Origin of the sequence: Vibrio sp. BS-M-Sm-2 (assembly GCF_041504345.1) — a bacterium.
In the GTDB taxonomy this organism is placed as follows: domain Bacteria; phylum Pseudomonadota; class Gammaproteobacteria; order Enterobacterales; family Vibrionaceae; genus Vibrio; species Vibrio satsumensis.
Genome location: NZ_CP167894.1, coordinates 2,266,103 through 2,291,604 on the forward strand (window position 1 = coordinate 2,266,103; position 25,502 = coordinate 2,291,604).

Consider the following 25,502-nt stretch of genomic DNA (forward strand, 5'->3'; position numbering starts at 1 on the left):
TATGGCTAAACAATCAATGAAAGCACGTGAAGCTAAACGTGCAAAACTAGTAGCTAAGTTCGCTGAAAAGCGTTCTGCGCTAAAAGTTATCATTAGCGATGTAAACGCATCTGAAGAAGATCGTTGGAATGCGGTTCTTAAACTGCAATCTCTTCCACGTGATTCAAGTGCATCACGTCAGCGCAACCGTTGCAACCAAACTGGTCGTCCACACGGTTACCTACGTAAATTCGGTCTAAGCCGCATTAAGGTTCGTGAAGCTTGCATGAAAGGCGAGATTCCGGGTCTTCGTAAGGCTAGCTGGTAATTGCCACTTAATCATTTGGAGTAAATCTTATGAGCATGCAAGATCCGATTTCGGATATGCTGACCCGAGTTCGTAACGGTCAGGCAGCAAACAAAGTTGCTGTAAAAATGCCTTCTTCAAAGCTTAAAGTTGCAATTGCTGCATTACTTAAAGCTGAAGGTTACATCGTAGACTTCGCTGTTAACAGCGAAGCAAAACCTGAGCTAGAAGTTACTCTTAAGTACTTCCAAGCTAAACCTGTAATCGAGCAAATCAAGCGTGTATCACGTCCTGGTCTAAGAGTTTATAAAAATAAAGACTCTTTACCTACAGTGATGGGTGGTCTTGGTATTGCAGTTGTTTCTACTTCCAAGGGTCTGATGTCTGACCGTGCTGCTCGTAAAGCAGGTCTTGGCGGTGAAATCATCTGTTACGTAGCTTAAGGAGTAGATTATGTCTCGTGTTGCTAAAGCACCTGTCGCTATTCCAGCTGGCGTAGAGGTGAAACTAAACGGCCAAGAAGTTACTGTAAAAGGTAGCAAAGGTGAGCTTACTCGCGTTCTTAACAGCGCCGTAGTTATTGCACAGGAAGAAACCAACCTAACTTTCGGTCCGAAAGAAGGTGTTACTAACGCATGGGCACAAGCTGGTACAGCTCGCGCTCTAGTTAATAACATGGTTATGGGTGTTACTGAGGGCTTCACTAAGAAGCTAACTCTTAAGGGTGTTGGTTACCGTGCTGCTATGAAAGGCAACTCTGTAGCTCTAACTCTTGGTTTTTCTCACCCAGTAGAGCACGCTCTACCTGAAGGTATTAAAGCTGAGTGCCCTAGCCAAACTGAGATCATCATTACTGGTTGCGATAAGCAAGTAGTAGGTCAAGTTGCGGCTGACATTCGTTCTTACCGTGCTCCTGAGCCTTACAAAGGCAAAGGTGTTCGTTACGCAGATGAAAATGTGCGTACTAAAGAAGCTAAGAAGAAGTAAGGTATCACTATGGATAAGAAAGCATCTCGCATCCGTCGTGCTACACGTGCACGTCGTAAGATTGCAGAACTTGGTGCAACTCGCCTGGTAGTACACCGTACTCCTCGCCATGTTTACGCACAAGTTATCGCGGCAAACGGCTCTGAGGTTATCGCAGCTGCTTCTACTGTAGAAAAAGCGATCCGTGAGCAAGTTAAGAACACTGGTAACGTTGATGCAGCTAAAGCAGTTGGTAAAGCTGTTGCTGAGCGCGCTCTTGAAAAAGGCGTAGCTTCAGTTGCATTTGATCGTTCTGGTTTCCAATACCACGGTCGAGTAGCGGCGCTAGCAGAATCTGCTCGCGAAGCTGGTCTGAAATTCTAAGGTAGGGTTGGAAGATGGCTAAAGAACAACAACAAGCTAATGATTTGCAAGAAAAGCTGATCGCAGTTAACCGTGTATCTAAGACGGTTAAAGGTGGTCGAATCATGAGCTTTACTGCACTAACAGTAGTTGGTGACGGTAACGGTCGCGTAGGTTTCGGTTACGGCAAAGCTCGTGAAGTACCTGCTGCGATTCAAAAAGCAATGGAAAAAGCGCGCCGTAACATGGTTACAGTATCGCTTAACGAAGGCACTCTTCACCACCCGGTGAAAGGTCGTCATTCGGGCTCTAAAGTTTACATGCAGCCAGCTGCAGAAGGTACAGGTGTTATTGCCGGTGGTGCAATGCGTGCTGTACTTGAAGTTGCGGGCGTACATAACGTACTTTCTAAAGCATACGGTTCAACGAACCCGATCAACATCGTTCGTGCAACGATTGGTGCTCTAGTAGACGTTAAGTCACCAGAAATGGTTGCTGCTAAACGTGGTCTAACTGTTGAATCTATTTCGGAGTAAGCACACGATGGCAACTATTAAAGTAACTCAAACTAAAAGCTCAATTGGTCGCCTACCTAAGCACAAAGCGTGTCTTAAAGGTCTAGGTCTTCGTCGCATCAACCATACAGTAGAACTTGAAGATACTCCGTGCGTACGCGGTATGATCAACAAGGTTTACTACATGGTTAAGATTGAGGAGTAATCAGAATGCGTTTGAATACTCTATCACCGGCTGCTGGCTCTAAACCTTCTAAGAAGCGTGTAGGTCGTGGTATCGGTTCTGGCCTTGGTAAAACAGGTGGCCGCGGTCACAAAGGTCAAAAGTCACGTTCTGGCGGCTCTGTTCGTCCAGGTTTTGAAGGCGGTCAAATGCCTCTAAAACAACGTCTACCTAAATTCGGTTTCACTTCTCGTAAGAGCCTAGTGTCTGCTGAAGTTCGCCTAGCTGAGCTAGCGAAAGTAACAGGTGACGTAGTTGATCTTAACAGCCTTAAAGCTGCTAACGTTATCACTAAGAACATCGAATTTGTTAAGATCGTTCTTTCTGGTGACCTAAGCAAAGCTGTGACTGTTAAAGGTCTACGCGTGACTAAAGGCGCTAAAGCTGCAATCGAAGCTGCAGGCGGTAAAATCGAGGAATAATCTCGAGGAACGAGGTACAGATGGCTAAGAAACCAGGACAAGATTTTCGTAGTGCTCAGAGCGGCTTAAGTGAACTAAAGTCGCGCTTATTATTCGTAATTGGTGCACTTTTAGTATTCCGAGCCGGCTCTTTTGTGCCGATCCCTGGTATTGACGCAGCTGTACTTGCCGATTTGTTCGATCAGCAAAAAGGTACCATCGTTGAAATGTTTAACATGTTCTCCGGTGGTGCTCTTGAGCGTGCATCTATATTAGCATTGGGTATCATGCCGTACATTTCGGCATCGATCGTAGTCCAATTGCTAACTGTAGTTCATCCAGCGTTAGCGGAACTCAAGAAAGAGGGTGAAGCAGGCCGTCGTAAGATAAGCCAATATACACGCTACGGCACGCTTGTACTTGCAACATTCCAAGCTATTGGTATCGCAACAGGCTTACCAAACATGGTCGACAATCTGGTTGTTATCAACCAAACCATGTTTACGCTTATTGCTACCGTGAGTTTAGTAACTGGTACCATGTTCTTAATGTGGTTAGGTGAACAAATCACTGAGCGAGGAATCGGTAATGGTATTTCCATTCTGATTTTTGCAGGTATTGTTGCTGGATTGCCTTCTGCAATCGGTCAAACAATCGAGCAAGCGCGTCAAGGTGAATTGCATGTGCTTCTTCTGCTGTTGATTGCTGTATTGTCTTTTGCTGTTATTTACTTCGTAGTTTTCATGGAACGTGGTCAACGCCGTATCGTCGTTAACTATGCGAAACGTCAACAAGGTCGTAAAGTTTTTGCAGCACAAAGCTCTCACTTGCCTCTTAAGATTAATATGGCAGGTGTTATTCCAGCGATTTTCGCATCAAGTATTATTTTGTTCCCAGGAACATTAGCGCAGTGGTTTGGTCAAAATGGTGAAAGCAGCGCGTTCGGTTGGTTAACTGACGTGTCATTAGCTCTTAGCCCAGGTCAACCTTTGTATGTAATGCTTTATGCAGCAGCTATCATCTTCTTCTGTTTCTTCTATACAGCGTTGGTGTTTAACCCACGTGAAACAGCTGATAACTTGAAGAAGTCTGGTGCATTCGTACCCGGTATCCGCCCAGGTGAGCAGACAGCGAAATATATCGATAAAGTGATGACTAGACTAACCCTTGCGGGCGCTCTATACATTACTTTTATATGTCTGATTCCTGAATTCATGATGGTCGCGTGGAACGTTCGTTTCTACTTCGGCGGCACATCACTACTAATCGTAGTGGTAGTTATCATGGATTTCATGGCACAGGTACAGACTCATCTGATGTCACAACAGTATGATTCTGTGTTAAAGAAAGCGAATCTGAAAGGTTACGGCCGTTAATTCGGTGGTAATTATTTCGATTCCATTTACGGAGTTTAGCAATGAAAGTTCGTGCTTCCGTTAAAAAAATCTGCCGTAACTGTAAAGTTATCAAGCGTAACGGTGTCGTTCGCGTGATTTGCAGTGAGCCAAAGCATAAGCAACGCCAAGGCTAATTAGCAGAAATTTTTACTTGAAATACAAGGTAGAGTCGAGTATATTCCTCGGCCTACCTTTTGCGTGCAAAAGAAGTAGTATGCCGCAGCGTATCCATAACGGGCTTTGCTGCGGATAATTCTTTTATGAACCCCTTAGGAGTGAATAATGGCCCGTATAGCCGGCATTAACATTCCTGATCATAAGCATTCTGTAATTGCACTTACTGCAATCTACGGTATCGGTAAAACTCGCTCTCAAGCTATTCTAGCTGAAGTGGGTATTGCTGAAGATGCTAAGATCAGTGAACTAACTGAAGAGCAGATCGATCAACTGCGTGATGGTGTAGCTAAGTACACTGTAGAAGGTGATCTACGTCGTGAAGTATCGATGAACATCAAGCGTCTTATGGACCTTGGCTGTTACCGCGGTCTTCGTCATCGTCGCAGTCTACCACTACGTGGACAGCGTACTAAAACCAACGCTCGCACCCGTAAGGGTCCGCGCAAGCCGATCAAGAAATAGTCGGATAAGGTAGAGTACAATGGCAAAACAACCAACTCGCGCGCGTAAGCGCGTACGCAAGCAAGTAGCTGATGGCGTAGCGCACATTCATGCTTCTTTCAACAACACAATCGTAACTATCACTGACCGTCAAGGCAACGCTCTTGCATGGGCTACAGCAGGTGGTTCAGGTTTCCGTGGTTCTCGTAAATCTACTCCGTTCGCAGCACAAGTTGCAGCTGAGCGTTGTGGTGAAATGGCTAAAGAATATGGCCTAAAGAACTTGGAAGTTATGGTTAAGGGTCCAGGTCCAGGTCGCGAATCTACTGTTCGTGCACTGAACGCTGCTGGTTTCCGTATCACTAACATTGTTGATGCGACACCAATCCCTCATAACGGTTGTCGTCCACCTAAGAAACGTCGCGTTTAAGTTTCGTTTCTAGGAATATTGGAGAAAGATCATGGCAAGATATTTGGGTCCTAAGCTGAAGCTTAGCCGTCGCGAAGGTACTGACTTATTCCTTAAGTCTGGTGTCCGTGCGATCGATACCAAGTGTAAAATTGATAACGCACCAGGTGTACACGGCGCTCGTCGCGGTCGTCTATCTGAGTATGGCGTTCAGCTTCGTGAGAAGCAAAAAGTTCGTCGTATCTACGGCGTTCTAGAAAAACAATTCCGCAACTACTACAAAGAAGCTGCACGTCTTAAAGGCAACACAGGTGCAAACCTGCTTCAGCTTCTTGAAGGTCGTCTTGATAACGTAGTTTACCGTATGGGCTTTGGCGCTACTCGTGCTGAATCTCGTCAACTAGTTAGCCACAAGTCTATCCTAGTTAACGGTAAAGTTGTAAACGTTCCTTCTTTCAAAGTAGCGGCAAACGACGTTGTTTCTATCCGCGAGAAAGCTAAACAGCAATCTCGTATTAAAGCGGCTCTAGAAGTTGCTGAACAACGTGAAAAGCCAACTTGGATTGAAGTAGATGCTGGCAAAATGGAAGGTACATTCAAGCGTATGCCTGAGCGTTCTGACCTATCAGCTGACATCAATGAACACTTGATCGTCGAACTTTACTCTAAGTAAGGTTAAAAAAAGAGAGGACACAATGCAGGGTTCTGTAACAGAATTTCTTAAGCCGCGTCTTGTTGACATTGAACAGATCAATACGACACACGCGAAAGTAACTCTTGAGCCATTAGAGCGCGGTTTCGGCCACACTCTAGGTAATGCTCTTCGCCGCATTCTTCTATCTTCTATGCCGGGTTGTGCCGTAACAGAAGTTGAAATCGAAGGTGTGCTACACGAATACAGCACTAAAGAAGGCGTTCAGGAAGATATCCTGGAAATCCTTCTAAACCTTAAAGGTTTGGCTGTACGCGTTGCTGAAGGCAAAGATGAAGTGTTTATTACACTGAACAAATCAGGCTCAGGCCCTGTTGTTGCAGGTGACATCACCCACGATGGTGATGTAGAGATCGCTAACCCTGAGCACGTAATTTGTCACCTAACGGATGACAATGCTGAGATCGCTATGCGTATCAAAGTAGAACGTGGTCGTGGTTACGTTCCAGCTTCAGCTCGTATCCATACTGAAGAAGATGAGCGTCCTATCGGTCGTCTACTAGTTGACGCTACTTACAGCCCGGTTGATAAAATCGCTTACGCTGTAGAAGCGGCACGTGTAGAACAACGTACCGATTTAGACAAGCTTGTTATCGATATGGAAACGAACGGTACTCTAGAACCTGAGGAAGCAATCCGTCGTGCAGCTACTATTTTAGCTGAACAACTGGATGCGTTCGTAGATCTTCGTGATGTACGTGTACCTGAGGAGAAGGAAGAGAAGCCAGAATTCGATCCTATCCTACTACGTCCTGTAGACGATCTTGAACTAACAGTTCGCTCTGCTAACTGTTTGAAAGCAGAAGCGATTCACTACATCGGTGATCTTGTACAGCGCACTGAGGTTGAGCTACTTAAAACGCCAAACCTTGGTAAGAAATCTCTTACAGAGATTAAAGATGTGCTTGCTTCACGTGGTCTGTCTCTAGGCATGCGTCTAGAAAACTGGCCACCAGCGTCAATCGCTGAAGATTAATCGAAAAGTTAGAAGGATTAGGTCATGCGCCATCGTAAAAGTGGTCGTCAACTCAACCGCAACAGCAGTCATCGCAAAGCGATGTTCAGCAACATGGCTAGCTCTCTTGTTCGTCACGAAGTTATTAAAACTACCGTGCCTAAAGCAAAAGAACTACGTCGCGTAATTGAGCCATTGATTACCCTAGCTAAGACAGACAGTGTTGCTAACCGTCGTCTTGCATTTGCTCGCACTCGTGATAACGAAGTTGTGGCAAAACTATTTAATGAACTAGGCCCGCGTTTCGCGGCTCGCCAAGGTGGTTACACTCGCATTCTTAAATGTGGTTTCCGTACTGGTGATAAAGCTCCAATGGCTTACATTGAGCTTGTAGACCGCCCAGCTGCTGAAGAAGCTGCTGAGTAATCTATACTAGATTCTTAATACAAAAGCCGAGCATTAGCTCGGCTTTTTTGTATCTGTAGAATAAGGAAATCTATACTAAGTAATTGCACCACGATGTTTGGCATTTTTGCTTGTCTTATCTGCTCCATTTTTCAAAAATATCTCGTATCTGATGTGACCCCATTAAAGTAGACACTTAATACAGAGTATTAAGTGTCATGAAAGTAAAATCACAAAGACAATATACAGACGAATTTAAACGAGAAGCTGTTCAGCGATCTCTCGATTCTTCTGACACCGTTAAGTCAGTAGCACTATCCTTAGGAATATCGCCGGTGCTACTTTCTAAATGGAGATGCCAAATGACGTCGAAGAAGACTAACTCCCTCCCAATACCTAACCACGGTCCCGAAACATCCGTTACACAACTGGAGAAAGAGATCCGTCAATTGAAAAAGAAGCTTGAGATGGCAGAGCTGGAGAATGATTTCTTAAAGGAAGCGAAGGCTTTCTTCGACAGCCAAAAAGAATAAGGTTCGAGTATATCCTTAAGAAGGCCAGTGTGAAGCTTCCTGTCATTCGACTATGCCAATGGTTGGGCGTTTCTAAAGCGGGTTATTACAAGTGGCTAACAAGGAAACCATCGAAGCGAGAGACAGACAATGAGTCTTTAAGTCACTACTTGAGGAGAGAAAGCGAAGCTCAGTATTGTATTCCAGGCTATCGAAAGCTTTGGGAAGCAGCAGTCGCTAACGGCTTTATTTGTAATAAAAAGCGAGTACAGAGGCTTTTGCAGAATATGGGCTATCGCTCTTGCGCGAGCAAGAAGCGATATGGACGAGCGCCAAGACAAAATACGCTTATACCTGCCTATAACATTCTTGCCCGTCAATTTAAGGTGGATAAACCCGATCGAGTTTGGGTGTCAGATATCACTCAGGTGCGCTGTACTGATGGTTGGCAATACCTGTGCGTCGTCTTAGATTTGTTTTCACGCAAAGTGATCGGTTGGTCGACAAGTCGTATTAATAACGCAAAGTTAGTGCTAAGAAGCCTGAATAAGGCTTGGGAACAAAGGCAGCCCTTAGGTCACGAGCTTTTGTTTCACTCCGATCAAGGTATACAGTATCGAGCGTTGGAGACGATCCGTTGGCACCGTAAACGAAAGATTAAAGTCAGCATGTCGAGAAAAGGAAACTGTTGGGATAACGCTTGTTCCGAAAGTTTCTTTGCGCAATATAAGAAAGAGTGGATGAACAACTTAGATCAGCTTTCACGACAAGAAATGACGATGCAAAGTCGAATTTATATCGATACCTATTATAATCCAGTAAGAAGACATGGGACTCTAGGTGGAGTGAGTCCCATGGACTTTGAACTAATCAACTAAACCCCTGTGTCTACTTTTTAGGGGCCATATCAATCTCGTATCTCGTATCTCAAATATCTTTTCTTTCACGCATAAAAAAGAGCACCGAAGTGCCCTTATCAGATTTCCATACTAGCTATTAATAATTAGCTATTATTGCCATACAGCAGCAAGTGAATCCATTAGACCGCTTGTTGCGCCTTGCGACTGCAGTGCTTGAAGAACGATTGGCGCAAATGTTGAAACCATCGATGAGTCCATTCCTAGACTTGTGAAGGCACTTTCAACCGCACTTTGCGAGTTAAGTAGTGATGATAGTCCAGTTGACTCAAGAGTCGACATGCCAGGAATAAGTGTCGCGAGTTCTTTGTTGTCGGCTGTGCCAAGTGAATTTTGTGCAAGGGCCAACATTGAACCGATGCCGCCAATTGCTTGATCGCTGGTAACAGAAGCTTGGTCAGCGACAGTATCTGCAAGAGGTGTTGTTTCATTCTGTTGAGACCACATATTCACTGCTGCCATTAGTGCAGTTTGTGATAGTTGGGAATAATTGGTATCTGATGATGAACTGGTTTGTTCTGAGTCGCTAGTGCTAGCGCAAGAGACAACAGCAAGGCTGCTTAAAACTGTGATGAGTACTTTCTTCATTATTCGTCCTTAAGTAATAAAGTAATTTACTCTTTCACTATAAACGAAAAACGGCGATGTAGTCACATCGCCGTTGGATTATTTCAATTTTATTTGCCTATAGTATTTTGTTTTACTATAGGATTTTATAAAAATTAAAGAATTGCTAGAAGTTCTACTTCAAATACTAGAGCAGCAAATGGTGGGATTGCAGCACCTGCGCCGCGCTCACCGTATGCTAGATCTTGAGGGATGTATAGCTTCCACTTAGAGCCAACAGGCATCATTTGTAGAGCTTGTACCCAACCTTGAATTACGCCAGTTACTGGGAATTCAGCAGGTTGACCGCGAGATACAGAGCTGTCGAAAACAGTACCGTCAGTTAGTTCACCGTGGTAGTGAACACGTACTTGCTTGTCTGCAGTAGGGATTTCGCCAGTACCTTCAGTTAGTACTTCGTACTGAAGACCAGACTCAAGAACTGTTACTTCTGAACGAAGAGCGTTGTCAGCTAGGAAAGCTTCGCCGTCAGCAGCAGCAGCTTTAGCTAGTTCTTGACGTGCAGCTTCACCACGAGTGTGTAGCTCTTGTAGTGCGTTGTTGATTTCGTCAACTTCGATAGCTGGCATGTCACCAACTAGAGCTGTTGCAATACCAGCAGCGATTGCGTCAACGTTTAGGCCTTCAAGACCAGAACCAGCAAGTTGTTGGCCCATTTGTAGACCGATACCGTAGCTAGCTTTTTGCTCTACAGTTTCAAATTTTACTTCAGACATGAAAAGTCACTCTTTTTGTCAGTACGAAAAGGGTAAGAATACCAGTATTAGCAGCGTGAAGAAACGGCTAGCCCCTGATCACTTACGCTTTACCGTGTCCAAATCACAGCTATGTCAATTTTCTTGCTTTGGTCTCTGTTGTAGCGGAAAGATCTATACTGTTGGTACTTTGGTTTTTATACTGTAGTTATTCAATGTATAGGACGCAGTGGTATGAATCGTCGTCAAAAGAAAAAACAGAAAGTTGACCACTTAGCAGAATTCAAGGATCGACTGAATCAGGTCAAAGAGAAGTTGAGTTCGATCGATATGAAGAAAATGAAAACCTCAACCGTGCAAACTTGGGGGTCATTGCCGAAGTTACACCAAAGACTGTTGATGGTGATTTTTCCGATCGTACTGATATTACTTTTGTGCCGCTACCAGAACCTAAAGTAGACGCTGCGCCAACAACATCGCGCGTTGAGCTTGAGATAAACACCGTTGGTTTAAGCGAACAGCAAAATGCCAAGAGCAGTTCATCAGAACTGAGTAACAACAATTGGCAGGAGTACCTCGTAAAGCAAGGGGATACGTTAGCACAGGTTTTTCGAAACAACGATTTACCGTTGTCGGACTTGAACGCGCTAGTGCGTATTGAAGGCTCAGACAAACCACTAAGTCAGATTCGTAAAGGCCAATTAGTTCGATTCAAACTTGCCGAGACCGGGCAGCTGGACATTCTTCAGTTAGAAAAAGGCGACACTTCGGTAATGTTCTTCCGTTTATCTGATGGCGGCTTTGGTCGCAGTAAATAGATGAATAGTGGTCCTGAGTTAAAGCATTTCACCAGGCATAGATAGACAATAGAAAAGAGCTAAGCATTAGCTCTTTTTTTGGTCGCTTGAAAGGGGCCAGCGGTAAGATGATCAGCATAATTCCAATAAAGGTTAATGTGTCTGGAATCTCATTGAACCATATAGCACCGATCAACGCGACAAACACTAACCCTGAATACTCAGCCAAAGCAATTTGGCTAGAGTGTGCTTTTTGATAGGCAGCAACCGCAAGGCCGTTGTAGCTCAATATCAGTGTTGCACTCAGGGCGATGTATCCCAAGTGTTCGACAGATACCGGTTGCCAGTATAGGAAGCACAGTATCAATGATGCAGGAATAGAGAATAAGGTTGTCCACCACAGCGTAGTGACCACCGTTTGTTCGCTAGGAAGCTTTCTTACCAATACATTGAACAGTGCGAGCGTCAGCGCTGTGCCTAACGCAAACAGTGCTGCCCAATGAAATTGTGATGGCCTCAATACAATTAATGCACCAATAAAACCTATGGTCGTGGCGATAACCTTGCCAAGTGCCGGTTGCTCTTTCAACAGCAACATAGAGAGAGGTAACATCAACAGGGGGGCGACGTAAAATACTGCGTTGGCGGTAGCCAAAGACAAGTGGGTGATCGCGACCACCATACATCCGCTGCCGATTAGGATCAGTTGTCCTCGAATAAAGGTCACTTTAGCTTGTTGTAAGCGTCGTTGTTCTTTTTTCTGTTGTAGCCACAAAGGGGTAATGAGCAACAGGGATATCAGCTGACGGAAAAAAATATACTGAAGAGGCGGTACTTCGCCGTTCAATAATTTCACGGCTACGTCAGAGAGCGAGGCAAACAGGTTACCTGCAATCAGCAGTAGGATACCGACAGTGATATTCGACATTACTTCTCTAATCTCATGTCTACGTGTGGAATATCATCTTCCAAGTACATATCAGAGATTGTCTTGAATCCATGGCTCGCATAGAAATCTTTTAGGTGCTCTTGTGCACCAATATCAATGGCCGTATTAGGCCAAAGATCCTCACAGCGTGTTAATGCTTCTTTTACTAATTGATGCCCCAAGCCACCACCTCTCGCTGATTGTTTAGTTGCTACTCGGCCGATGCTGGTATTGTCGTAAGAGGTGCCTGGTGGTAATAAGCGTGCACACGCGACCAACTCTTCATCAGAATAGCCAAGCAGGTGCTCAACACCCGCGAGTGTATCTTTACCGTCGAGCTCAGGGTAAGGACAAGTTTGCTCGACAACAAATACATCGACCCTTAATTTAAGTAGTTGATAAAGCTGATGTGTTGAGAGTTCAGAAAAGGGAATTGAGTGCCAAGTGATCATGTTTACATCCAGAGGTTATCGATGTTCTGAATGTACTATGCGCGATGATTGTTGGCATTAACTATTGTTAATTCGGCCTTTAATTCTGCTAAGGCTGATTGCAGTTATTCCTAGGTAAGCGGCAATTTGGTTGTCGTTCAAGCGCTGTTCAAGGTCGGGATAGTGTTCGCAGAACAGCTGATAACGTTGCTCTGGTGTGTAGAGCAGCATGAAGCGTTCTTTGTTTTCCTTATGCATCAGTTGAGTTTCTAATAGCTTTAAATACAAAGGATTATTTGATGCACGCCACTCGATAACCGCATTCATTGGCAGCTCTAACATTGTGATGGGAGTCAGCGTTTCTAATAGGTAAGGAGACGTTTGGTTCTTTATCAAACTCTCAAATCCAATGATCCAATCTTGCTCCCAATAGAACTCTTTGCTGTATTGCTTACCGTCGTCGGTGAGGTAACAAGCATGGCACAAGCCTTCAAGTACAAAGTAGATTGAGCTCGCCATTTCACCTTGATTGATGAGTATATGTCTTGTTGGCAGTTCAAGCGGTTTCGCGACGGCTAATAGAGATTCAATCTGACTTTCAGAGAAGTCGAAGCTTTGTAGTTGTTCGATAAAAGAGGTGTGCATGAAAATAACCTAACCCAAATAAGTGCCGAAATCATCGCACTTATTTGAGTGTAGGTACAGAGCAGGCTAAATCAACGTCGAGCGTGCTGTTCTAGATAATCTTGAGCGAGTTCTCTTCCCATGTATTTACCTAGAGTTTTCAAAGGTACTTTCTTAAGATTAACCACAATCAAGCCATCCAAAGCATCATTAAAAGATGGGTCGACGTTAAAGCACACAAGTTTACCGTTCATCCCTAAGTATTGGCGTAGCAGTACCGGTAGGCCTTTCCCTTGCTCCATACGAGCCAACACTTTAGAAAGCAGAGGGACACTCGCCAATGACGATAGCAGGTGATTCTGCCAGAACACATTATTACTGGTATTGAGTGGTGACGAAGGAGAAACCAGATTCGCCTTTTGTTCATCGTAATGGTGTATGGATAAGGTCGTCGCAATCAACAGACGCGCATTATGACTGTAATCATTACTGATACTGACAGGGCCGAATAGGTGAGTGTATTTAGGGTGACGATACACGAAGGCCGCGATACCTTTCCACAATAGTAATAGTGAGTTAAGGCTCTTCTGATAAGGCTTACTCACTACGGATCGCCCAAGTTCAATACTATTATCTAGGGTGTCAATGAACTCTTGATTGTAGTTAAACAGGCTACGAGAGTAGAGCTTATCAAGCCCGTGCTCAGCGATTAGCTTGTCGACCATACCAAGTCGGTATGCACCCACTAATTCAGCCTTGGTTTTATTCCAAACAAACAGTTGATGGTAGTAAAGGTCATACTCATCTAAATCACAGGCAAGCCCGCTGCCTTCTCCGACTTCTCGGAAACTCTCTTCTCTCACTCGACCAATTTCGCGCATTAAGTTAGGAATAGATTGGCTTGGCGTACAGTAGACCTCGAAGTCTCCTTGCTCGAGCAGTTTCATCTCTTCAGGGAGCGAATTAATCTCGATTGACAATACTTCTGGTGAGATTGGCGTTATCACTTGAGTGTCAAAAGATGGGGCATGGACTGCTGTGCTAAGGCTATCTTGTTGACTCATCAGATAGGTATTGAGTCGCAGATAGTTGACGATATCCATCTCTTTTTCAAACGATTTTATCTCTGAATACGGAATCGACGAGCCAATAGAGATAGAGATAGTAGTCGCTTGCTTATTAAGAAGTTCGCGCCCGAGTAGAGCTGTTCTTAATAGCGGATGGACACGGCCAGCTTGATAGAAAAGCTCACTGTTTTTACCATTGATGAAGATAGGAACCGTAGTGGCTTGATGACGTTTGACGAACTTGGCAACCGATTTGCTCCATTCGATGTCTGTCAGTGTTTTTGCCCCTTTACGGTAACTCGATACTTCGCCCGCAGGGAACACAATCAAAAGTCCGCCATCGGACAAGTGACGATTGGCATCTCGAATGGCTTTAGCATTGGTGCGTTTCGATTCTTTACTGTTAAAGACATCGACCCCAATGAAAAGATCATCCAGTTCAGGCAATCGCTTGAGCAACTCATTCGCCAACACCTTCACATCCTTCCTTACCGATCCTACGAGATCAGCAAGGATTACACCTTCAATCGCACCAAGTGGGTGGTTAGCCACAATGACTACTGGCCCTTGTTCGGGAATATTATCAGTGGCGCCTGCTGAAACGGAATAGTCGATATTCAATGCTGACAAGGTGTGATGCATGAATTCAAAGCTAGATAACTCATCAGGTCTATCTTGATAGAGCTTATCTAGCTTAGATAGCCCAGTTGCCCACTCGACAACAGACTCACCTAAACCAAAAGGCGTGTAGCGTGGTAAACGAAAAGGACTATCAATCATAATGAAGCTACCTTATTGACTAAAGTTGTTTAGGAAACCGTCTTGATTCTTGAAATCTTTTACACTTAAAAATGCACCGCAAAGCCATACTAGGCATGCCATGCCAAACAGTAATCCGCCGTCATAACCGACAATTTCACCCGCTGCGTTAAACTCAGGCATTTGAATACCGAGCGGCGTAAACAGATGGAAAAATATCGCGCCACTCATAACCCCCACACTCATGATGGCACCCAGGCCATGCCAACGAGTAAACAGCAAAATGGCCGCAATCAATTCAGCGAACCCAATCAAGTAGCCGCCAAATGAACCGAACCAACTTAAGCCAGACCATGTCGCCAAGGTGCCAAAGATATGCTCAGTCTCGTATGAGCCTGTGAACTTAAAAAACAGCGACTGAACAAATACGAAAGCGATAAATGCCGCAGGAATATGTTTAGCTGGAGTGAATGTCATGGTTATTCCCTTATTTGATCAGTTGCGGCCAAACGGTGTCGGCTTTTTGAATATGCTGTGCTCGGTCTTGTTCCCAACGCTGTTTAATCTCTTGGTCGTAGTTGAGGTAAAGCTTGTTATCAACAATTGTCCATTGGTTTGGGTCACCGGGTGCAAAGTCACTTTTTGCTGAAACAGCCCAAGCGCAATAACCCCCATATTGAGGGGCATACTTTTCAGGATTATTAACAAATAAAGTCAGATTCTTTTCAGAAGAGAAATACCAGTCCGCGCCTTTGTACTCGGTGCTGAATTTTTTACTGCCTTCAATGGGCTTACCTGAAGTGAAATAAGCCACAGTATCGTAGCCATCGAGCGCCTTACTGCTAAAGAACCCTGTGTAGATTTCATCGGCGGCAAATACGTACGGGCTAATAAGTAGCATGACCATGGTTAATAGTTTTCTCATGATGGACTCCATCTATAGATTGATTACGGGTGATAAATCGAAGGTAAAACGCTGTTGATTTATCTGGCATGGCTTAATGGGTTCACAAGGCGAGCCGGGTGCATAAAACATAGAGGCTTGGCCGTGTAGATTGCGTAAGTGTGTAAAGCTCACCGTATGTGCGTCTTCGCGATGCATACAGGTTGCTAAATGAGGCTGTTCGCTATGATGGTGAGAGTGAAATTGAAGTAAGTTCTGCTGATTCTTTCCTGTTGTCATAAGCTGATCGTATTTTGCTTGTCGGTAGGCTTGCACTCGCTCTAAATCAACACCGGATGAGAAGAGTGGAGAATCGGTGTCGACGATGTGCTGTTGAATACCATCCCACATGTAGGCGATAACCAAACCATTGTTCTGAGTTAAATTCGGCGCGAAAGCCAACAAGGTGAATGGAGCAAAAGAGTGCAGGTCGAGCTGATGAAATGCTTCAGAGAGCTGACTGATGTTACGACTCGATGATAGATTCTTGAGTAGTAAACCACGGCTGACTAAAGGTCCAACAGGCACTATGCCTTGATAGTTATTGAGTAGGCATAACGAAAGCCCGAACTCATTGATACTGATCCAGCTACCACCGCCGGTTGGGTCGAGTGGCATGATGATATCGACGCCGTTAACTCGATATTGTTTAGGTGGCATCGCCAGTGCCCGTGTCTTTTGTTCATCACGATTAAAGAAGACCTGATAGCCATTGTCTTCAAGCAGCCAAGATACTGAACACATGATTATTGCTCCCTCAGATAGCTGCTGGTGGTTGGGGCATAACCAAAGGTGTTGCATGTTTCGACATCAAGAAAGGTCGTGATCACCTTGATCATCGCGTAATGATGATTGGCGTGCAGCGCAGCAAAGGTGACTTCTCTTTCTAGCGTAGAAGGTAGGCTTGCAAACACCTGAACATCCATCGAAACCTCGGTTTGGATCATGATAGGCGCTTCGAGATCTCTGCGGTCTAATCGTTCAAGCCAGTTGATCACGTAATGGATCTCTTTTACTGCGATTGACCTGTCGAATTCGACAGGGTGACCACGGCGACGAGTGTTGTAATCAACGGTCGCGTTCTCTTTTAAAATAAGCGCATGAAAAAGATCGAGCGTGTGGCGAGTATGCTCACCAATAGAGCTTGTGACGTGCGGATTCGCTCGTGTCAGGTAGTCGCTGTCAGATATCGTTAACAAAAACTCTAAACCCTGATTCAATATCTCTACCGCTCCCTTGATACTAGGAGAGAAAGAAGTGAGGGCGCTCGGTTGGGCTATGGGGTTCATTCATTGTCCTCGTACAAAGTTAGTCAGTGGTCGGATATTGTTGAACAAGACGTCGCTCTTCTTGCCACGCAGCGAATAAGCTCTTGAAAGAAGGAGTTTTATGGCCTCGTTGTTTTTGCTGAGCGCCAATATCAAAAAGAATGCGGTATTGCAGAAGTAGCGTAGAAAATATCTCTCGCAGCGGTGTGTTGCGATCCCAGATATGCCCAGCCTCACTGCTTGCGCCATTGACCTCAAGGATCGTGAAATCCTCGCCGTTCATTAAGCTGTGCATGTCCTTGAATTTGACGTCGAGTCGGCCAAAATGAAAACCATCGAAGTCATCGAATATCTCGTCTAAACGTTCAGTTAAAGCCTGAGTAATGTATTGATTGCCATCGCGGAAGATGCAGCCACGGCTATGGCTACCTGCGAACGCGAGTTGGAACTCTTCGCCCTCTGCGAGCACTTGATCCAATCTATCTTGATGTCTTGGCAGATAGAGGTGACTGAGCTGCCCAGCACGCGGGCTATTTTCAATTAACTGTTTGATTGTCGACTTGCCATCACCCATCACCATTGGCGCATATTTGAGTGTGATCGAGATGATCTCGCCTTGCTTTTTGTTTGGGTAACGAACATAGAAAACGCCAGCTTCTGCCTGATAAGGCGCCTTTTCTTGCAGTAGAAAGCGAGCATTATTTGGGAAAGATTCAACATATTGCTCAAGTTGATCTTGTGTGTTGATTAGCTTGACGCCAACGCCTCGACAGCCAAGATCTGGTTTAGCTACAATCGGGAAATCAAGATCTGATTGTATGAGTGCGCTGCGTGCATCTTCAGCTTGTTTCTTACCGCTGAGATCCGTTTTGGTGAGGGTGATAAACGGAGAGATCCAACGCTGACTTGAAGATCCGGCAAGGCTTAATATCTCGTGTTTTGATTCGCCGACCATGCCGCTTAACTTGATGCTTGGGTTGGCAATGAGCGGTAGCGCCCAGTCAAAGTGCCGTAACCCTTGCATCAGGCTTTGAATCACCACTGGTGTGTAGAAGAACCAAGTTGGAAGAAACTCATAAGGAGAGACACTGCGCACGGTATCTTTTTCAAGCAAAGGCATGCCTGCATTGATTTGATGTGCGGGAATGATGCGAATATCTTGCGGTGAACTCATGATAATCCTCTAGAGTAGGTTTTATTCATTAATCGATTACCGATAAACAGTAAAGCGATGGCACACGGGATGATGATCCATTGATATTCAGAGGCTTGCAGCCACGCTGATGTCCCTAAATAGTAGATGGCAGAGAAGACAATGCCAGTCCAGATCGCAGTGGCACTAATAACGGCAAACAAGAAAGTAGGCAGTGGGATTGCGAAAAAGCCACTTAAGGTAAATCCGACGGTACGAAGCCCTGGAATAAAGCGGATGACAAAAAGACTGCTGAAAGCGTTTTGACGTAATTTAGTGCGAAGTGCACGAAAGTATCGGTTGGTGAGGGCTTTGTAACGAACGCCTCGGAAATAATTTCCTGATTTACCTAGGTAATAGAGACCGAGATCACCTGTGGCAATGCCGATGAAAATGGCAAGCAACGCATATTGAGGAAGAATCAGTCCTTGTGTTGCTAAACCTGCCGCCGTAACAATCGCAAGATCTTCAAGCAGGTAAGAAAGCGCGATAATGCCAAGCATCAGCCATAGCAGCGACTCCTCTCCTGAGTGTAACCATGCTTGAATGCTCTCGACGGTGCTCATCAAATGTCCTTATCTATCCTATAGATGAATGCCTTAATAGCTATTCATTGAGTGTGGTAAATTAAATAGACAGGAAGAGCCGAGAAAAACTTACAACGAATTGCAGCTTTTTTAATCTGGTTGGGCGCCGTTGGGTATCAACTTAGTATGTTTCGATGAGGGAACGCGATAAGAGGCTGTGATTTTAAAAGCAGTTTGAGAGTGACGAATTATTAGAGGTTCATAAATAATCTATCTGCTATTCAATTGCTTAAGTTGTTTGAAAACAAAAAGGCTGAGTCGTGAGACTCAGCCTTTAGAAGGTTAACTATTAATTACTTGGGTAATCTATTTAGTTAGGTCAATCTGGTAAACAGCGAAACCAACATCGTCAGTCGCAACACGTTTCATCGGGTATTGACCCTTCTCTTTGATGAACTCTGCTGCTTTCTCGCTTGGCGATGTTTCAAAGCGGATATCTAGCTTGTTATCTGTTTTGATTGGCGCAAATGACCAGTTGTTATCAGCAGTTGGGCTTACTTGACCTTGCTCTTTGCTTACGCGAGAGATGTAGTTTGCAAGAACAGTACGGTTCTCATCTGGTGCATCAAATGCGATGAAATCTTCACCTGTACCTGGGAACTTAGCACTGTATGCACGGTAGTTGTTGGTTGCGATCAGGAAGTCTTGCTTCATGTCGATTGGCTTACCTTGGTAAGTTAGACCAACAATACGCTGTGAGTCAGGGTTAACCACTTTACAGTTTGCATCGTATTTCGCAGGTTGAGTTACGTCGATTTGGTAATCAACACCGTCGATAACATCGAAGTTGTAAGTACGGAAGTTATCCCACTCGATCAGCTGTTGTGGTGCAGTTGAGTTCACGTCGATCTGGTTGAATTGACCAGCAGAGCACTCAAGCCACTCTTTTACTTCGTGACCTGTTACCTTCATCGCCACTAGAGTGTTCGGGTAAAGGTACAAGTCAGCTGCGTTACGAAATGTCAGTTGACCAGATTCAACTTCAGTGAAGTTAGCTGGGTCATTCTTACGACCGCCCGCTTTGAATGGTGCAGCTGCTGAAAGTACTGGCGTACCATCTAGGTCAGGATCGCCTTGGATGAACTGCTCAACGTAATCTTTTTGTGCAAGGTTAACAATTTGTACTGTTGGATCGTCTTGTACTAGAGATAGGAAGCTGTACATCACATCGTCTGCTTTACCAATTGGTTGGTTAACAAACTCACGCGTACCTGCGTGGTCTTTTTCTAGTGCTGTTACGATGCCTTCATCAGCTGCAGCAAGCGATTTTTTCTCAACCTTGTCGTAAATAGGGCGTGCTTCTGATTGGCCTTTAACCACTTCCCACTTACCGTCTTTTTGTGCAAGTGTTAAGTCCATAACACCCACGTGGCTACCCCAACGACCTGGCATGACTGCCGCAACACCGTTCATGGTGCCATTTTCGTTATCAACACCTTGGATGTTGTCGAATCCTTTACCTGGGAATACCGCGTGAGAGTGACCGAATGCGATAGCATCAATGCCTTCTACTTCAGAAAGGTAAAGCGTAGAGTTTTCTTCGCCAGCTTTGTATGGGTCTTGAGACACGCCAGAGTGAGGGATTGCAACGATAACGTCTGCACCTTCAGCCTTCATTTGAGGCACTAACTCGTTAGCGGTTTCAATGATGTCACGAGCAGTAACTTTACCTTCAAGGTTCTTCTTATCCCACGTCATGATTTGTGGTGGAACGAAACCGATGTAACCCACTTTGATCTCATGTTCTACGCCAGCTGTATCTTCAAACGTGTGTGTCTTGATGATGTAAGGCGTGAAGTAGTGCTCTTTGGTTTCTGCGTCGTAAACGTTAGCACTGATGTATGGGAAATCAGCGTCGTTGATAGACTCTTCTAGGAACTCAAGACCGTAGTTGAATTCGTGATTACCGATGTTTGCTGCGTCATAGCTTAGTTGGTTCATTGCTTTGTATGCAGGGTGAACTTCACCTGCAACGATGCCTTTGTCTGCCATGTAGTCACCCATTGGGCTACCTTGCAGCAAGTCACCGTTATCAACTAATACGCTGTTGGTTACTTCGTTTTGAGCTTCTTTTACTAAAGTTGCAGTACGTGCTAAGCCGATTTTTTTCGATGGCTTGTCTTTGTAGTAATCGTAATCCATTAGGTTGGTATGGATGTCCGTTGTCTCTACGACACGTAGTTTAATCACTTCATCGGTATCTGGTGTTGTTGTACAGCCTGCTAGAGTCAAACCAAGACCCGCAAGTACAGCCAATGACAAAGGTTTCATTGCAACTTTCATTTTGTAGCTCCAAAGTGGATAGTAGAAAATTCGTTGCGTAATGTAACAAAATGGAATGAAACAATGATTACAACGAATGTTAATTCGTGACTTAGATCGATTACTTTATGGTGTTCTGCAAGACGCCTCCCAAAGCTGCTCAATCGATGCGCAATTGGTATCAATTATATTAGTCCATTCATTTCACTTGCTTATCGATAAATTCAATCCCTTATCAGCTTTTCGAATAAAAAATGAAATTTTAGAATTTCCAGTAATATGAGAGGCTCGTCATAATGCCTATATCAAGGACGTATCAGGCAGATGAATAGCAAGGATAGCTCAACACGAAGCTTCTGTTTTCTTCTAGTGCCAATACTCCCATTCACTCAAGTGGATGAGTTAAATCCCATGCTTGGCAAGACCAAGTAATGAATTGCTCGTAACGCGAGCCTTAAAGGAAGCACTGAAATGGACCAAGAACGTTTAACCCACTTAAAACAGCTCGAAGCGGAAAGTATTCATATTATCCGTGAAGTGGCGGCTGAGTTTGATAACCCAGTGATGATGTACTCCATCGGTAAAGATTCTTCTGTGATGCTTCATTTAGCTCGCAAAGCGTTTTACCCAGGCAAGATTCCATTCCCATTATTACACGTTGATACGGATTGGAAATTCCGCGAGATGATTGAGTTTCGTGACCGCACAGCAGAAAAGTATGGTTTTGACCTTTTAGTACATAAGAACCCTGAAGGTATCGAGATGGGTTGTAGCCCATTCGTACATGGTTCTTCGAAGCACACTGACATCATGAAAACTCAGGGCCTTAAGCAGGCGTTAAACAAGTATGGGTTCGATGCTGCTTTCGGTGGTGCGCGTCGTGATGAAGAGAAATCTCGAGCGAAAGAGCGTGTTTACTCATTCCGCGATAAGAACCACACATGGGACCCAAAAAACCAACGTCCAGAGTTGTGGCACACCTACAACGGTCAGGTAAATAAGGGCGAAAGCATTCGCGTATTCCCTCTGTCAAACTGGACTGAACTGGATATTTGGCAATACATCTATCTAGAGAGTATCGATATCGTTCCACTTTACCTTTCTGATAAACGCCCAGTTGTTGAGCGTGATGGCATGCTGATCATGGTTGATGATGAGCGAATGGAGCTGCAAGAAGGTGAAGTAATTGAAGAGAAAAGCGTTCGTTTTCGTACTTTAGGCTGTTACCCACTAACCGGAGCGGTTGAATCTGAGGCGAATACGCTAACAGGCATTATTGAAGAGATGCTGGTGGCGACGTCTAGTGAGCGTCAAGGTCGAGCGATTGACCATGATCAGTCGGGCTCTATGGAGCTGAAAAAGCGCCAAGGTTATTTCTAAGAATCTAAGGAAAGAAAAATGAATAGTGCAGTAGAAGCCGAATTGGCTGAACTAGGGATTGAAGGTTATCTAAGTCAGCATCAGCATAAATCTATGCTTAGATTTTTAACTTGTGGCTCGGTAGATGACGGTAAAAGTACGTTAATCGGTCGCTTGCTCCATGATACAAAACAGATTTATGAAGATCAGCTAGCAGCCGTTCACTCGGATAGCCAACGAGTGGGTACGACAGGTGAGAAACCTGATTTGGCACTGCTTGTTGATGGCCTGCAGGCTGAACGTGAGCAAGGAATTACGATCGATGTGGCTTACCGTTACTTCTCGACTCAAAAACGTAAGTTCATTATTGCTGATACTCCAGGGCATGAGCAGTACACGCGCAACATGGCAACAGGTGCTTCAACCTGTGATCTAGCGGTGATCTTAATTGATGCTCGTAAGGGCGTTCTGGATCAAACACGTCGTCACTCGTTTATTTCTAACCTGCTTGGTTTGAAGCATTTCATTGTCGCTATAAATAAGATGGATCTCGTGGATTACGCACAAGATCGTTTTGAAGAAATTCGCGATGAATACCTAGAGTTTGCTGAAAACCTAGAAGGCGAAACTAACATTCAGATCTTGCCAGTTTCAGCGCTTGAAGGCATCAACGTTGCTGCACCAAGTAAAGAACTAGCATGGTTCGAAGGCCCATCTCTATTAGAAGTGTTAGAGAATGTCGACATCGACCAAAAACGTTCTGCAGGTGAATTCCGATTCCCAGTTCAGTACGTAAACCGCCCTAACTTAGACTTCCGCGGTTTTGCAGGCACTGTGGCTTCTGGCCGCGTGAGTGTCGGTGATGAAATCAAGGCGCTGCCGTCTGGCAAAACCTCTAAAGTTGCACGCATTGTGACCTTTGATGGTGATTTGGAATCTGCGCAAGCGGGTTTAGCGGTAACGCTGACCCTTGAAGATGAGATCGATATCAGTCGCGGTGATTTGATTGTGCTGGAAAACGCTCAGATTGAATCTACTAACCACGTATTGGCTGACATCGTGTGGATGACAGAGCAACCGTTGCAACCGGGCAAAGCTTACGACATCAAGATCGCAGGCAAGAAAACTGTCGGTCAGGTTGAAACGGTTCGTCACCAATATGACATCAACAACCTGTCGACTCACGCTGTCGATGAGTTGCCACTGAATGGCATTGGCTTGTGTGAATGGTCACTGAACGAGACTGTCGCGCTGGATAAATACCGTGAGAGTGCTGATACCGGTGGTTTCATCGTTATCGACCGACTAACCAACGTGACGGTTGGTGCGGGTTTGATTCGAGACCGTTTGGACTCTGTTGAACAGCAAGTCGGTAACTTCTCTGCATTTGAACTTGAGTTCAACGCATTGGTTCGCAAACATTTCCCTCATTGGGATGCCAAAGATTTAAGCCAACTACTGAAGTCATAAACGACCAAGTAACAGCTTATTGAATCAGGCGGAAACCGATCGTTTCCGCCATAAAGGACGGGTATATGTGGCAACAAGGATTTGTATTAGCGATTTTGCTCGGCATCATTACTTGCCTGCTCGTTACCCGTATTAAGCCAAGCTTTATCTTTGCTGGCGCGGCGTTTATTGCTTTTATGGCTGGTATGATCGACTTGTCGAGCTTAGCCAATAATTTCACTAACTCCTCATTACTGACTTTAATTCTTCTGATCCTCGCATCAAGTGCGTTGGAGAAAACTCGCTTAATCAGCTGGGTTAGCCGCAATATCTCTGAAGGTAGGCTAGGTACTGTGGTTGCGAAGTTAGGTATTTCCACAGCGTTACTTTCTTCTTTTACTAATAATACGGCGGTGGTTGTTTCTTTGATCGGAGCGATCAAACGTAATCAACAACATGCGCCATCTAAACTACTTATCCCTTTGTCATACGCTGCCATTTTAGGTGGAACCCTGACATTGATCGGCACCTCTACCAACTTGATCATCAATAGCTTTGTTGAAGATGCGGGTTTGCCAAGCTTAAACTTTTTCACACCTACCTTGATCGGTTTAGCGGTTTTGGTCGGTGGCGTATTGATCCTTATCCCTCTGAGCTATTTCTTACCCAGCTACGATGATGGGTCGCAGGACGATCTGCCTTACTTCTTAGAAGCAAGAGTGGAGCCGGGCTCACCGCTAGTTGGCCGTAGTGTAAGTGAGAATAACCTTCGAGCATTGAGAAAACTGTTCTTAGCAGAAGTGATTCGCGACGGTAAGACCACGGCATCGATTGACCCTGATTTTATTCTTCAAGCTCGTGATCGATTGCTGTTTTGTGGCGATGTCGAGAGTGTGGCGACACTACAAGAAATTCAAGGTTTAACCCTGTTTGGTCAGCATCATTTGAATGGTCAGAGTTTTGTTGAAGTTGTAGTGAGCTCGTCGGCAAGCTTCTGTAATAAAACATTAAAAACCAGTCAGTTTAGAGACCGTTTCGATGCGGTTGTGGTTGCTATTCGTCGTGGCCATGAACGCCTTGAAGGTGGTCTTGGAAACATCATATTGACCGCTGGTGATACTTTGATTTTGGTTCCCGGCAAACGCTTTGAAGAGCAGCGTCAGCAACACAACAAAGAGTTTGTGTTGATGAATGACTTAGATTCGAGTGCCAAGCTTGATGCAGATAAGTCGACGTTCGTGTTGCTTGGTTTTGCCAGTGTGATTGGCCTCGCTCTGGTTGACGCAGTGCCAATTATCAAAGGCTTAGCTGGTTTTCTACTGTTGCTGGTGGCATTTGGCGTGGTACAGCTGGGTGAGCTCCGCCGCCGTTTCCCAGTCGATATTGTAGTGATCGTGGGGTCTGCACTTTCTATTGCCCAACTGATGATTTCATCGGGTTTGTCTGAGCGCATGGGGCTGATGTTCATGGAGGCATTTAATGGTTGGGGCGTATTCGGTGCGTTAGTTGCGACCTACTTTATGACCTTGGTTCTGACTGAGCTGGTGACCAATAATGCGGCCGCAGCACTCTCATTTCCGATTGGCTACAGTATGGCAGTAGGCTATGGAGTTGACCCTATGCCGTTCATTATGGCGGTACTGTTTGGTGCCAGTGCCAGTTTTATCTCTCCATACGGCTACCAAACCAACTTACTTGTTTATAGCGTAGGTAATTACCATTTAACGGATTATCTACGTATTGGTATTCCAATCTCGATTGTTTATTCGGGTTTGGTATTGACCCTAATTCCTTATTTTTTCCCATTTTAATGCTGTTTATTTAAAGGACTAATT

The 25,502-nt window shown here is 44.8% G+C and carries 31 protein-coding genes and 1 pseudogene; 19 read left to right on the top strand and 13 right to left on the bottom strand.

From position 1 onward, the window contains the following. The first annotated feature begins 1 nt into the window (after nt 1). The 15 genes from rpsN to AB8613_RS10400 all read left to right on the top strand — a co-directional run bounded on the left by rpsN (nt 2) and on the right by AB8613_RS10400 (nt 8,640). Nucleotides 2-307 (top strand): 30S ribosomal protein S14, encoded by a 306-nt coding sequence (rpsN, locus tag AB8613_RS10330; RefSeq protein ID WP_004738789.1) that lies wholly within the window; start codon nt 2-4, stop codon nt 305-307. A 29-nt stretch (nt 308-336) separates the two neighbouring features. Then, nucleotides 337-729, top strand: coding sequence for a 30S ribosomal protein S8 (gene rpsH, locus AB8613_RS10335; RefSeq protein WP_017061309.1), 393 nt, complete (start codon nt 337-339; stop codon nt 727-729). A gap of 10 nt (nt 730-739) precedes the next feature. After that, nucleotides 740-1,273, top strand: coding sequence for a 50S ribosomal protein L6 (gene rplF, locus AB8613_RS10340; protein WP_017061308.1), 534 nt, complete (start codon nt 740-742; stop codon nt 1,271-1,273). A 9-nt stretch (nt 1,274-1,282) separates the two neighbouring features. Further along, nucleotides 1,283-1,636, top strand: coding sequence for a 50S ribosomal protein L18 (gene rplR / locus AB8613_RS10345; RefSeq protein ID WP_004738784.1), 354 nt, complete (start codon nt 1,283-1,285; stop codon nt 1,634-1,636). Between the two features lie 14 nt (nt 1,637-1,650). Further along, nucleotides 1,651-2,151, top strand: coding sequence for a 30S ribosomal protein S5 (rpsE, locus tag AB8613_RS10350; protein ID WP_017061307.1), 501 nt, complete (start codon nt 1,651-1,653; stop codon nt 2,149-2,151). A 7-nt stretch (nt 2,152-2,158) separates the two neighbouring features. Further along, nucleotides 2,159-2,335 carry a 50S ribosomal protein L30 gene (gene rpmD / locus AB8613_RS10355; protein ID WP_004736756.1) on the top strand — a complete coding sequence of 59 codons (177 nt, stop codon included), beginning with the start codon at nt 2,159-2,161 and terminating at the stop codon, nt 2,333-2,335. Nucleotides 2,336-2,340: 5 nt separating this feature from the next. Further along, complete coding sequence (gene rplO / locus AB8613_RS10360) at nt 2,341-2,775, top strand: 50S ribosomal protein L15 (RefSeq protein WP_004736758.1); 435 nt, start codon at nt 2,341-2,343, stop codon at nt 2,773-2,775. A gap of 20 nt (nt 2,776-2,795) precedes the next feature. Further along, complete coding sequence (gene secY, locus AB8613_RS10365; RefSeq protein WP_004738781.1) at nt 2,796-4,130, top strand: preprotein translocase subunit SecY; 1,335 nt, start codon at nt 2,796-2,798, stop codon at nt 4,128-4,130. Between the two features lie 41 nt (nt 4,131-4,171). Next, on the top strand, nt 4,172-4,285 hold the full coding sequence (gene rpmJ / locus AB8613_RS10370) for a 50S ribosomal protein L36 (protein WP_000868186.1): 114 nt from the start codon (nt 4,172-4,174) through the stop codon (nt 4,283-4,285). A gap of 148 nt (nt 4,286-4,433) precedes the next feature. Then, the gene (rpsM, locus tag AB8613_RS10375; RefSeq protein WP_004738779.1) at nt 4,434-4,790 is read left to right on the top strand and encodes a 30S ribosomal protein S13; all 357 of its coding nucleotides are present in this window, start codon (nt 4,434-4,436) and stop codon (nt 4,788-4,790) included. 19 nt (nt 4,791-4,809) lie between these two features. Further along, complete coding sequence (gene rpsK / locus AB8613_RS10380) at nt 4,810-5,199, top strand: 30S ribosomal protein S11 (RefSeq protein WP_004738778.1); 390 nt, start codon at nt 4,810-4,812, stop codon at nt 5,197-5,199. 31 nt (nt 5,200-5,230) lie between these two features. Next, nucleotides 5,231-5,851, top strand: coding sequence for a 30S ribosomal protein S4 (rpsD, locus tag AB8613_RS10385; protein WP_004738777.1), 621 nt, complete (start codon nt 5,231-5,233; stop codon nt 5,849-5,851). Between the two features lie 22 nt (nt 5,852-5,873). After that, the gene (gene rpoA / locus AB8613_RS10390) at nt 5,874-6,866 is read left to right on the top strand and encodes a DNA-directed RNA polymerase subunit alpha (RefSeq protein WP_004729813.1); all 993 of its coding nucleotides are present in this window, start codon (nt 5,874-5,876) and stop codon (nt 6,864-6,866) included. 24 nt (nt 6,867-6,890) lie between these two features. Then, entirely contained in the window at nt 6,891-7,271 is a 381-nt protein-coding gene (rplQ, locus tag AB8613_RS10395; RefSeq protein WP_004729812.1) for a 50S ribosomal protein L17, read from the top strand. A gap of 197 nt (nt 7,272-7,468) precedes the next feature. Further along, nucleotides 7,469-8,640 (top strand): IS3 family transposase gene (locus AB8613_RS10400; protein ID WP_210446792.1). Its coding sequence is split into 2 segments (ribosomal slippage): nt 7,469-7,751 and nt 7,751-8,640, totalling 1,173 coding nucleotides; the frame shifts between segments, so codons are not numbered across the junction. 132 nt (nt 8,641-8,772) lie between these two features. Here the strand turns inward: AB8613_RS10400 and AB8613_RS10405 are convergent. Together AB8613_RS10405 and AB8613_RS10410 are read right to left on the bottom strand one after the other, a co-directional pair. Continuing rightward, a complete protein-coding gene (locus AB8613_RS10405) occupies nt 8,773-9,267 on the bottom strand; it encodes a DUF2780 domain-containing protein (RefSeq protein ID WP_327785114.1) in 495 nt (164 codons plus the stop codon). A 134-nt stretch (nt 9,268-9,401) separates the two neighbouring features. After that, a complete protein-coding gene (locus AB8613_RS10410; RefSeq protein ID WP_008220519.1) occupies nt 9,402-10,022 on the bottom strand; it encodes an FKBP-type peptidyl-prolyl cis-trans isomerase in 621 nt (206 codons plus the stop codon). Nucleotides 10,023-10,235: 213 nt separating this feature from the next. Here AB8613_RS10410 and AB8613_RS10415 point away from each other — a divergent pair. After that, nucleotides 10,236-10,819: pseudogene (locus AB8613_RS10415) on the top strand (LysM-like peptidoglycan-binding domain-containing protein). 28 nt (nt 10,820-10,847) lie between these two features. Here AB8613_RS10415 and AB8613_RS10420 read toward each other — a convergent pair. The 11 genes from AB8613_RS10420 to AB8613_RS10470 all read right to left on the bottom strand — a co-directional run bounded on the left by AB8613_RS10420 (nt 10,848) and on the right by AB8613_RS10470 (nt 20,880). After that, the gene (locus AB8613_RS10420) at nt 10,848-11,726 is read right to left on the bottom strand and encodes a DMT family transporter (protein WP_372383798.1); all 879 of its coding nucleotides are present in this window, start codon (nt 11,724-11,726) and stop codon (nt 10,848-10,850) included. Further along, nucleotides 11,726-12,178 carry a GNAT family N-acetyltransferase gene (locus tag AB8613_RS10425; RefSeq protein WP_146489847.1) on the bottom strand — a complete coding sequence of 151 codons (453 nt, stop codon included), beginning with the start codon at nt 12,176-12,178 and terminating at the stop codon, nt 11,726-11,728. The genes AB8613_RS10420 and AB8613_RS10425 overlap by 1 nt, the downstream gene beginning before the upstream one ends. Nucleotides 12,179-12,235: 57 nt before the next feature. Further along, a complete protein-coding gene (locus AB8613_RS10430) occupies nt 12,236-12,802 on the bottom strand; it encodes a Crp/Fnr family transcriptional regulator (RefSeq protein ID WP_372383799.1) in 567 nt (188 codons plus the stop codon). 71 nt (nt 12,803-12,873) lie between these two features. Further along, nucleotides 12,874-14,628: a lysophospholipid acyltransferase family protein gene (locus AB8613_RS10435; RefSeq protein ID WP_372383800.1), complete on the bottom strand. Its 1,755-nt coding sequence runs from the start codon at nt 14,626-14,628 to the stop codon at nt 12,874-12,876. A gap of 12 nt (nt 14,629-14,640) precedes the next feature. Then, nucleotides 14,641-15,084: a hypothetical protein gene (locus tag AB8613_RS10440; protein ID WP_372383801.1), complete on the bottom strand. Its 444-nt coding sequence runs from the start codon at nt 15,082-15,084 to the stop codon at nt 14,641-14,643. Between the two features lie 10 nt (nt 15,085-15,094). Continuing rightward, entirely contained in the window at nt 15,095-15,532 is a 438-nt protein-coding gene (locus AB8613_RS10445) for a YHS domain-containing (seleno)protein (RefSeq protein ID WP_372383802.1), read from the bottom strand. A 12-nt stretch (nt 15,533-15,544) separates the two neighbouring features. Continuing rightward, entirely contained in the window at nt 15,545-16,294 is a 750-nt protein-coding gene (locus AB8613_RS10450) for an NRDE family protein (RefSeq protein WP_372304276.1), read from the bottom strand. 2 nt (nt 16,295-16,296) lie between these two features. Then, nucleotides 16,297-16,839, bottom strand: a complete 543-nt coding sequence (locus AB8613_RS10455; protein WP_146489841.1) for a DinB family protein — start codon at nt 16,837-16,839, stop codon at nt 16,297-16,299. Nucleotides 16,840-16,858: 19 nt separating this feature from the next. Further along, complete coding sequence (locus tag AB8613_RS10460) at nt 16,859-17,992, bottom strand: ATP-grasp domain-containing protein (protein WP_146489840.1); 1,134 nt, start codon at nt 17,990-17,992, stop codon at nt 16,859-16,861. Next, entirely contained in the window at nt 17,989-18,576 is a 588-nt protein-coding gene (locus AB8613_RS10465) for a DedA family protein (protein ID WP_146489839.1), read from the bottom strand. Before AB8613_RS10465 ends, AB8613_RS10460 begins: the two co-directional genes overlap by 4 nt. A gap of 327 nt (nt 18,577-18,903) precedes the next feature. Further along, nucleotides 18,904-20,880, bottom strand: a complete 1,977-nt coding sequence (locus tag AB8613_RS10470; RefSeq protein WP_372383803.1) for a bifunctional 2',3'-cyclic-nucleotide 2'-phosphodiesterase/3'-nucleotidase — start codon at nt 20,878-20,880, stop codon at nt 18,904-18,906. A gap of 450 nt (nt 20,881-21,330) precedes the next feature. Between AB8613_RS10470 and cysD the strand changes: the two genes are divergently transcribed. The 3 genes from cysD (at nt 21,331) to AB8613_RS10485 (ending at nt 25,478) form a co-directional block, all read left to right on the top strand. Further along, entirely contained in the window at nt 21,331-22,239 is a 909-nt protein-coding gene (gene cysD / locus AB8613_RS10475; RefSeq protein ID WP_146489837.1) for a sulfate adenylyltransferase subunit CysD, read from the top strand. An 18-nt stretch (nt 22,240-22,257) separates the two neighbouring features. Further along, nucleotides 22,258-23,688 (top strand): sulfate adenylyltransferase subunit CysN, encoded by a 1,431-nt coding sequence (gene cysN / locus AB8613_RS10480; protein WP_372383804.1) that lies wholly within the window; start codon nt 22,258-22,260, stop codon nt 23,686-23,688. 65 nt (nt 23,689-23,753) lie between these two features. Further along, the gene (locus AB8613_RS10485; RefSeq protein ID WP_285953132.1) at nt 23,754-25,478 is read left to right on the top strand and encodes an SLC13 family permease; all 1,725 of its coding nucleotides are present in this window, start codon (nt 23,754-23,756) and stop codon (nt 25,476-25,478) included. The last annotated feature ends 24 nt before the right edge of the window (nt 25,479-25,502 follow it).

Excerpts from the sequence above, each read along its gene's own strand:
- rpsE (WP_017061307.1), top strand. The coding sequence starts at position 1,651 with ATGGCTAAAGAACAACAACAAGCTAATGATTTGCAAGAAAAGCTGATC.
- AB8613_RS10485 (WP_285953132.1), top strand. The coding sequence starts at position 23,754 with ATGTGGCAACAAGGATTTGTATTAGCGATTTTGCTCGGCATCATTACT.
- AB8613_RS10410 (WP_008220519.1), bottom strand. The coding sequence starts at position 10,022 with ATGTCTGAAGTAAAATTTGAAACTGTAGAGCAAAAAGCTAGCTACGGT.
- AB8613_RS10455 (WP_146489841.1), bottom strand. The coding sequence starts at position 16,839 with ATGAACCCCATAGCCCAACCGAGCGCCCTCACTTCTTTCTCTCCTAGT.
- rplQ (WP_004729812.1), top strand. The coding sequence starts at position 6,891 with ATGCGCCATCGTAAAAGTGGTCGTCAACTCAACCGCAACAGCAGTCAT.
- rpsK (WP_004738778.1), top strand. The coding sequence starts at position 4,810 with ATGGCAAAACAACCAACTCGCGCGCGTAAGCGCGTACGCAAGCAAGTA.
- rpsN (WP_004738789.1), top strand. The coding sequence starts at position 2 with ATGGCTAAACAATCAATGAAAGCACGTGAAGCTAAACGTGCAAAACTA.
- rpmD (WP_004736756.1), top strand. The coding sequence starts at position 2,159 with ATGGCAACTATTAAAGTAACTCAAACTAAAAGCTCAATTGGTCGCCTA.
- rpmJ (WP_000868186.1), top strand. The coding sequence starts at position 4,172 with ATGAAAGTTCGTGCTTCCGTTAAAAAAATCTGCCGTAACTGTAAAGTT.
- rplO (WP_004736758.1), top strand. The coding sequence starts at position 2,341 with ATGCGTTTGAATACTCTATCACCGGCTGCTGGCTCTAAACCTTCTAAG.
- rplF (WP_017061308.1), top strand. The coding sequence starts at position 740 with ATGTCTCGTGTTGCTAAAGCACCTGTCGCTATTCCAGCTGGCGTAGAG.
- AB8613_RS10450 (WP_372304276.1), bottom strand. The coding sequence starts at position 16,294 with ATGTGTTCAGTATCTTGGCTGCTTGAAGACAATGGCTATCAGGTCTTC.
- AB8613_RS10465 (WP_146489839.1), bottom strand. The coding sequence starts at position 18,576 with ATGAGCACCGTCGAGAGCATTCAAGCATGGTTACACTCAGGAGAGGAG.
- AB8613_RS10445 (WP_372383802.1), bottom strand. The coding sequence starts at position 15,532 with ATGAGAAAACTATTAACCATGGTCATGCTACTTATTAGCCCGTACGTA.
- AB8613_RS10405 (WP_327785114.1), bottom strand. The coding sequence starts at position 9,267 with ATGAAGAAAGTACTCATCACAGTTTTAAGCAGCCTTGCTGTTGTCTCT.
- rpoA (WP_004729813.1), top strand. The coding sequence starts at position 5,874 with ATGCAGGGTTCTGTAACAGAATTTCTTAAGCCGCGTCTTGTTGACATT.
- cysN (WP_372383804.1), top strand. The coding sequence starts at position 22,258 with ATGAATAGTGCAGTAGAAGCCGAATTGGCTGAACTAGGGATTGAAGGT.
- AB8613_RS10460 (WP_146489840.1), bottom strand. The coding sequence starts at position 17,992 with ATGAGTTCACCGCAAGATATTCGCATCATTCCCGCACATCAAATCAAT.
- rpsM (WP_004738779.1), top strand. The coding sequence starts at position 4,434 with ATGGCCCGTATAGCCGGCATTAACATTCCTGATCATAAGCATTCTGTA.
- AB8613_RS10430 (WP_372383799.1), bottom strand. The coding sequence starts at position 12,802 with ATGCACACCTCTTTTATCGAACAACTACAAAGCTTCGACTTCTCTGAA.
- rpsH (WP_017061309.1), top strand. The coding sequence starts at position 337 with ATGAGCATGCAAGATCCGATTTCGGATATGCTGACCCGAGTTCGTAAC.
- secY (WP_004738781.1), top strand. The coding sequence starts at position 2,796 with ATGGCTAAGAAACCAGGACAAGATTTTCGTAGTGCTCAGAGCGGCTTA.
- AB8613_RS10425 (WP_146489847.1), bottom strand. The coding sequence starts at position 12,178 with ATGATCACTTGGCACTCAATTCCCTTTTCTGAACTCTCAACACATCAG.
- AB8613_RS10440 (WP_372383801.1), bottom strand. The coding sequence starts at position 15,084 with ATGACATTCACTCCAGCTAAACATATTCCTGCGGCATTTATCGCTTTC.
- AB8613_RS10420 (WP_372383798.1), bottom strand. The coding sequence starts at position 11,726 with ATGTCGAATATCACTGTCGGTATCCTACTGCTGATTGCAGGTAACCTG.
- rpsD (WP_004738777.1), top strand. The coding sequence starts at position 5,231 with ATGGCAAGATATTTGGGTCCTAAGCTGAAGCTTAGCCGTCGCGAAGGT.
- AB8613_RS10435 (WP_372383800.1), bottom strand. The coding sequence starts at position 14,628 with ATGATTGATAGTCCTTTTCGTTTACCACGCTACACGCCTTTTGGTTTA.
- rplR (WP_004738784.1), top strand. The coding sequence starts at position 1,283 with ATGGATAAGAAAGCATCTCGCATCCGTCGTGCTACACGTGCACGTCGT.
- AB8613_RS10470 (WP_372383803.1), bottom strand. The coding sequence starts at position 20,880 with ATGAAAGTTGCAATGAAACCTTTGTCATTGGCTGTACTTGCGGGTCTT.
- cysD (WP_146489837.1), top strand. The coding sequence starts at position 21,331 with ATGGACCAAGAACGTTTAACCCACTTAAAACAGCTCGAAGCGGAAAGT.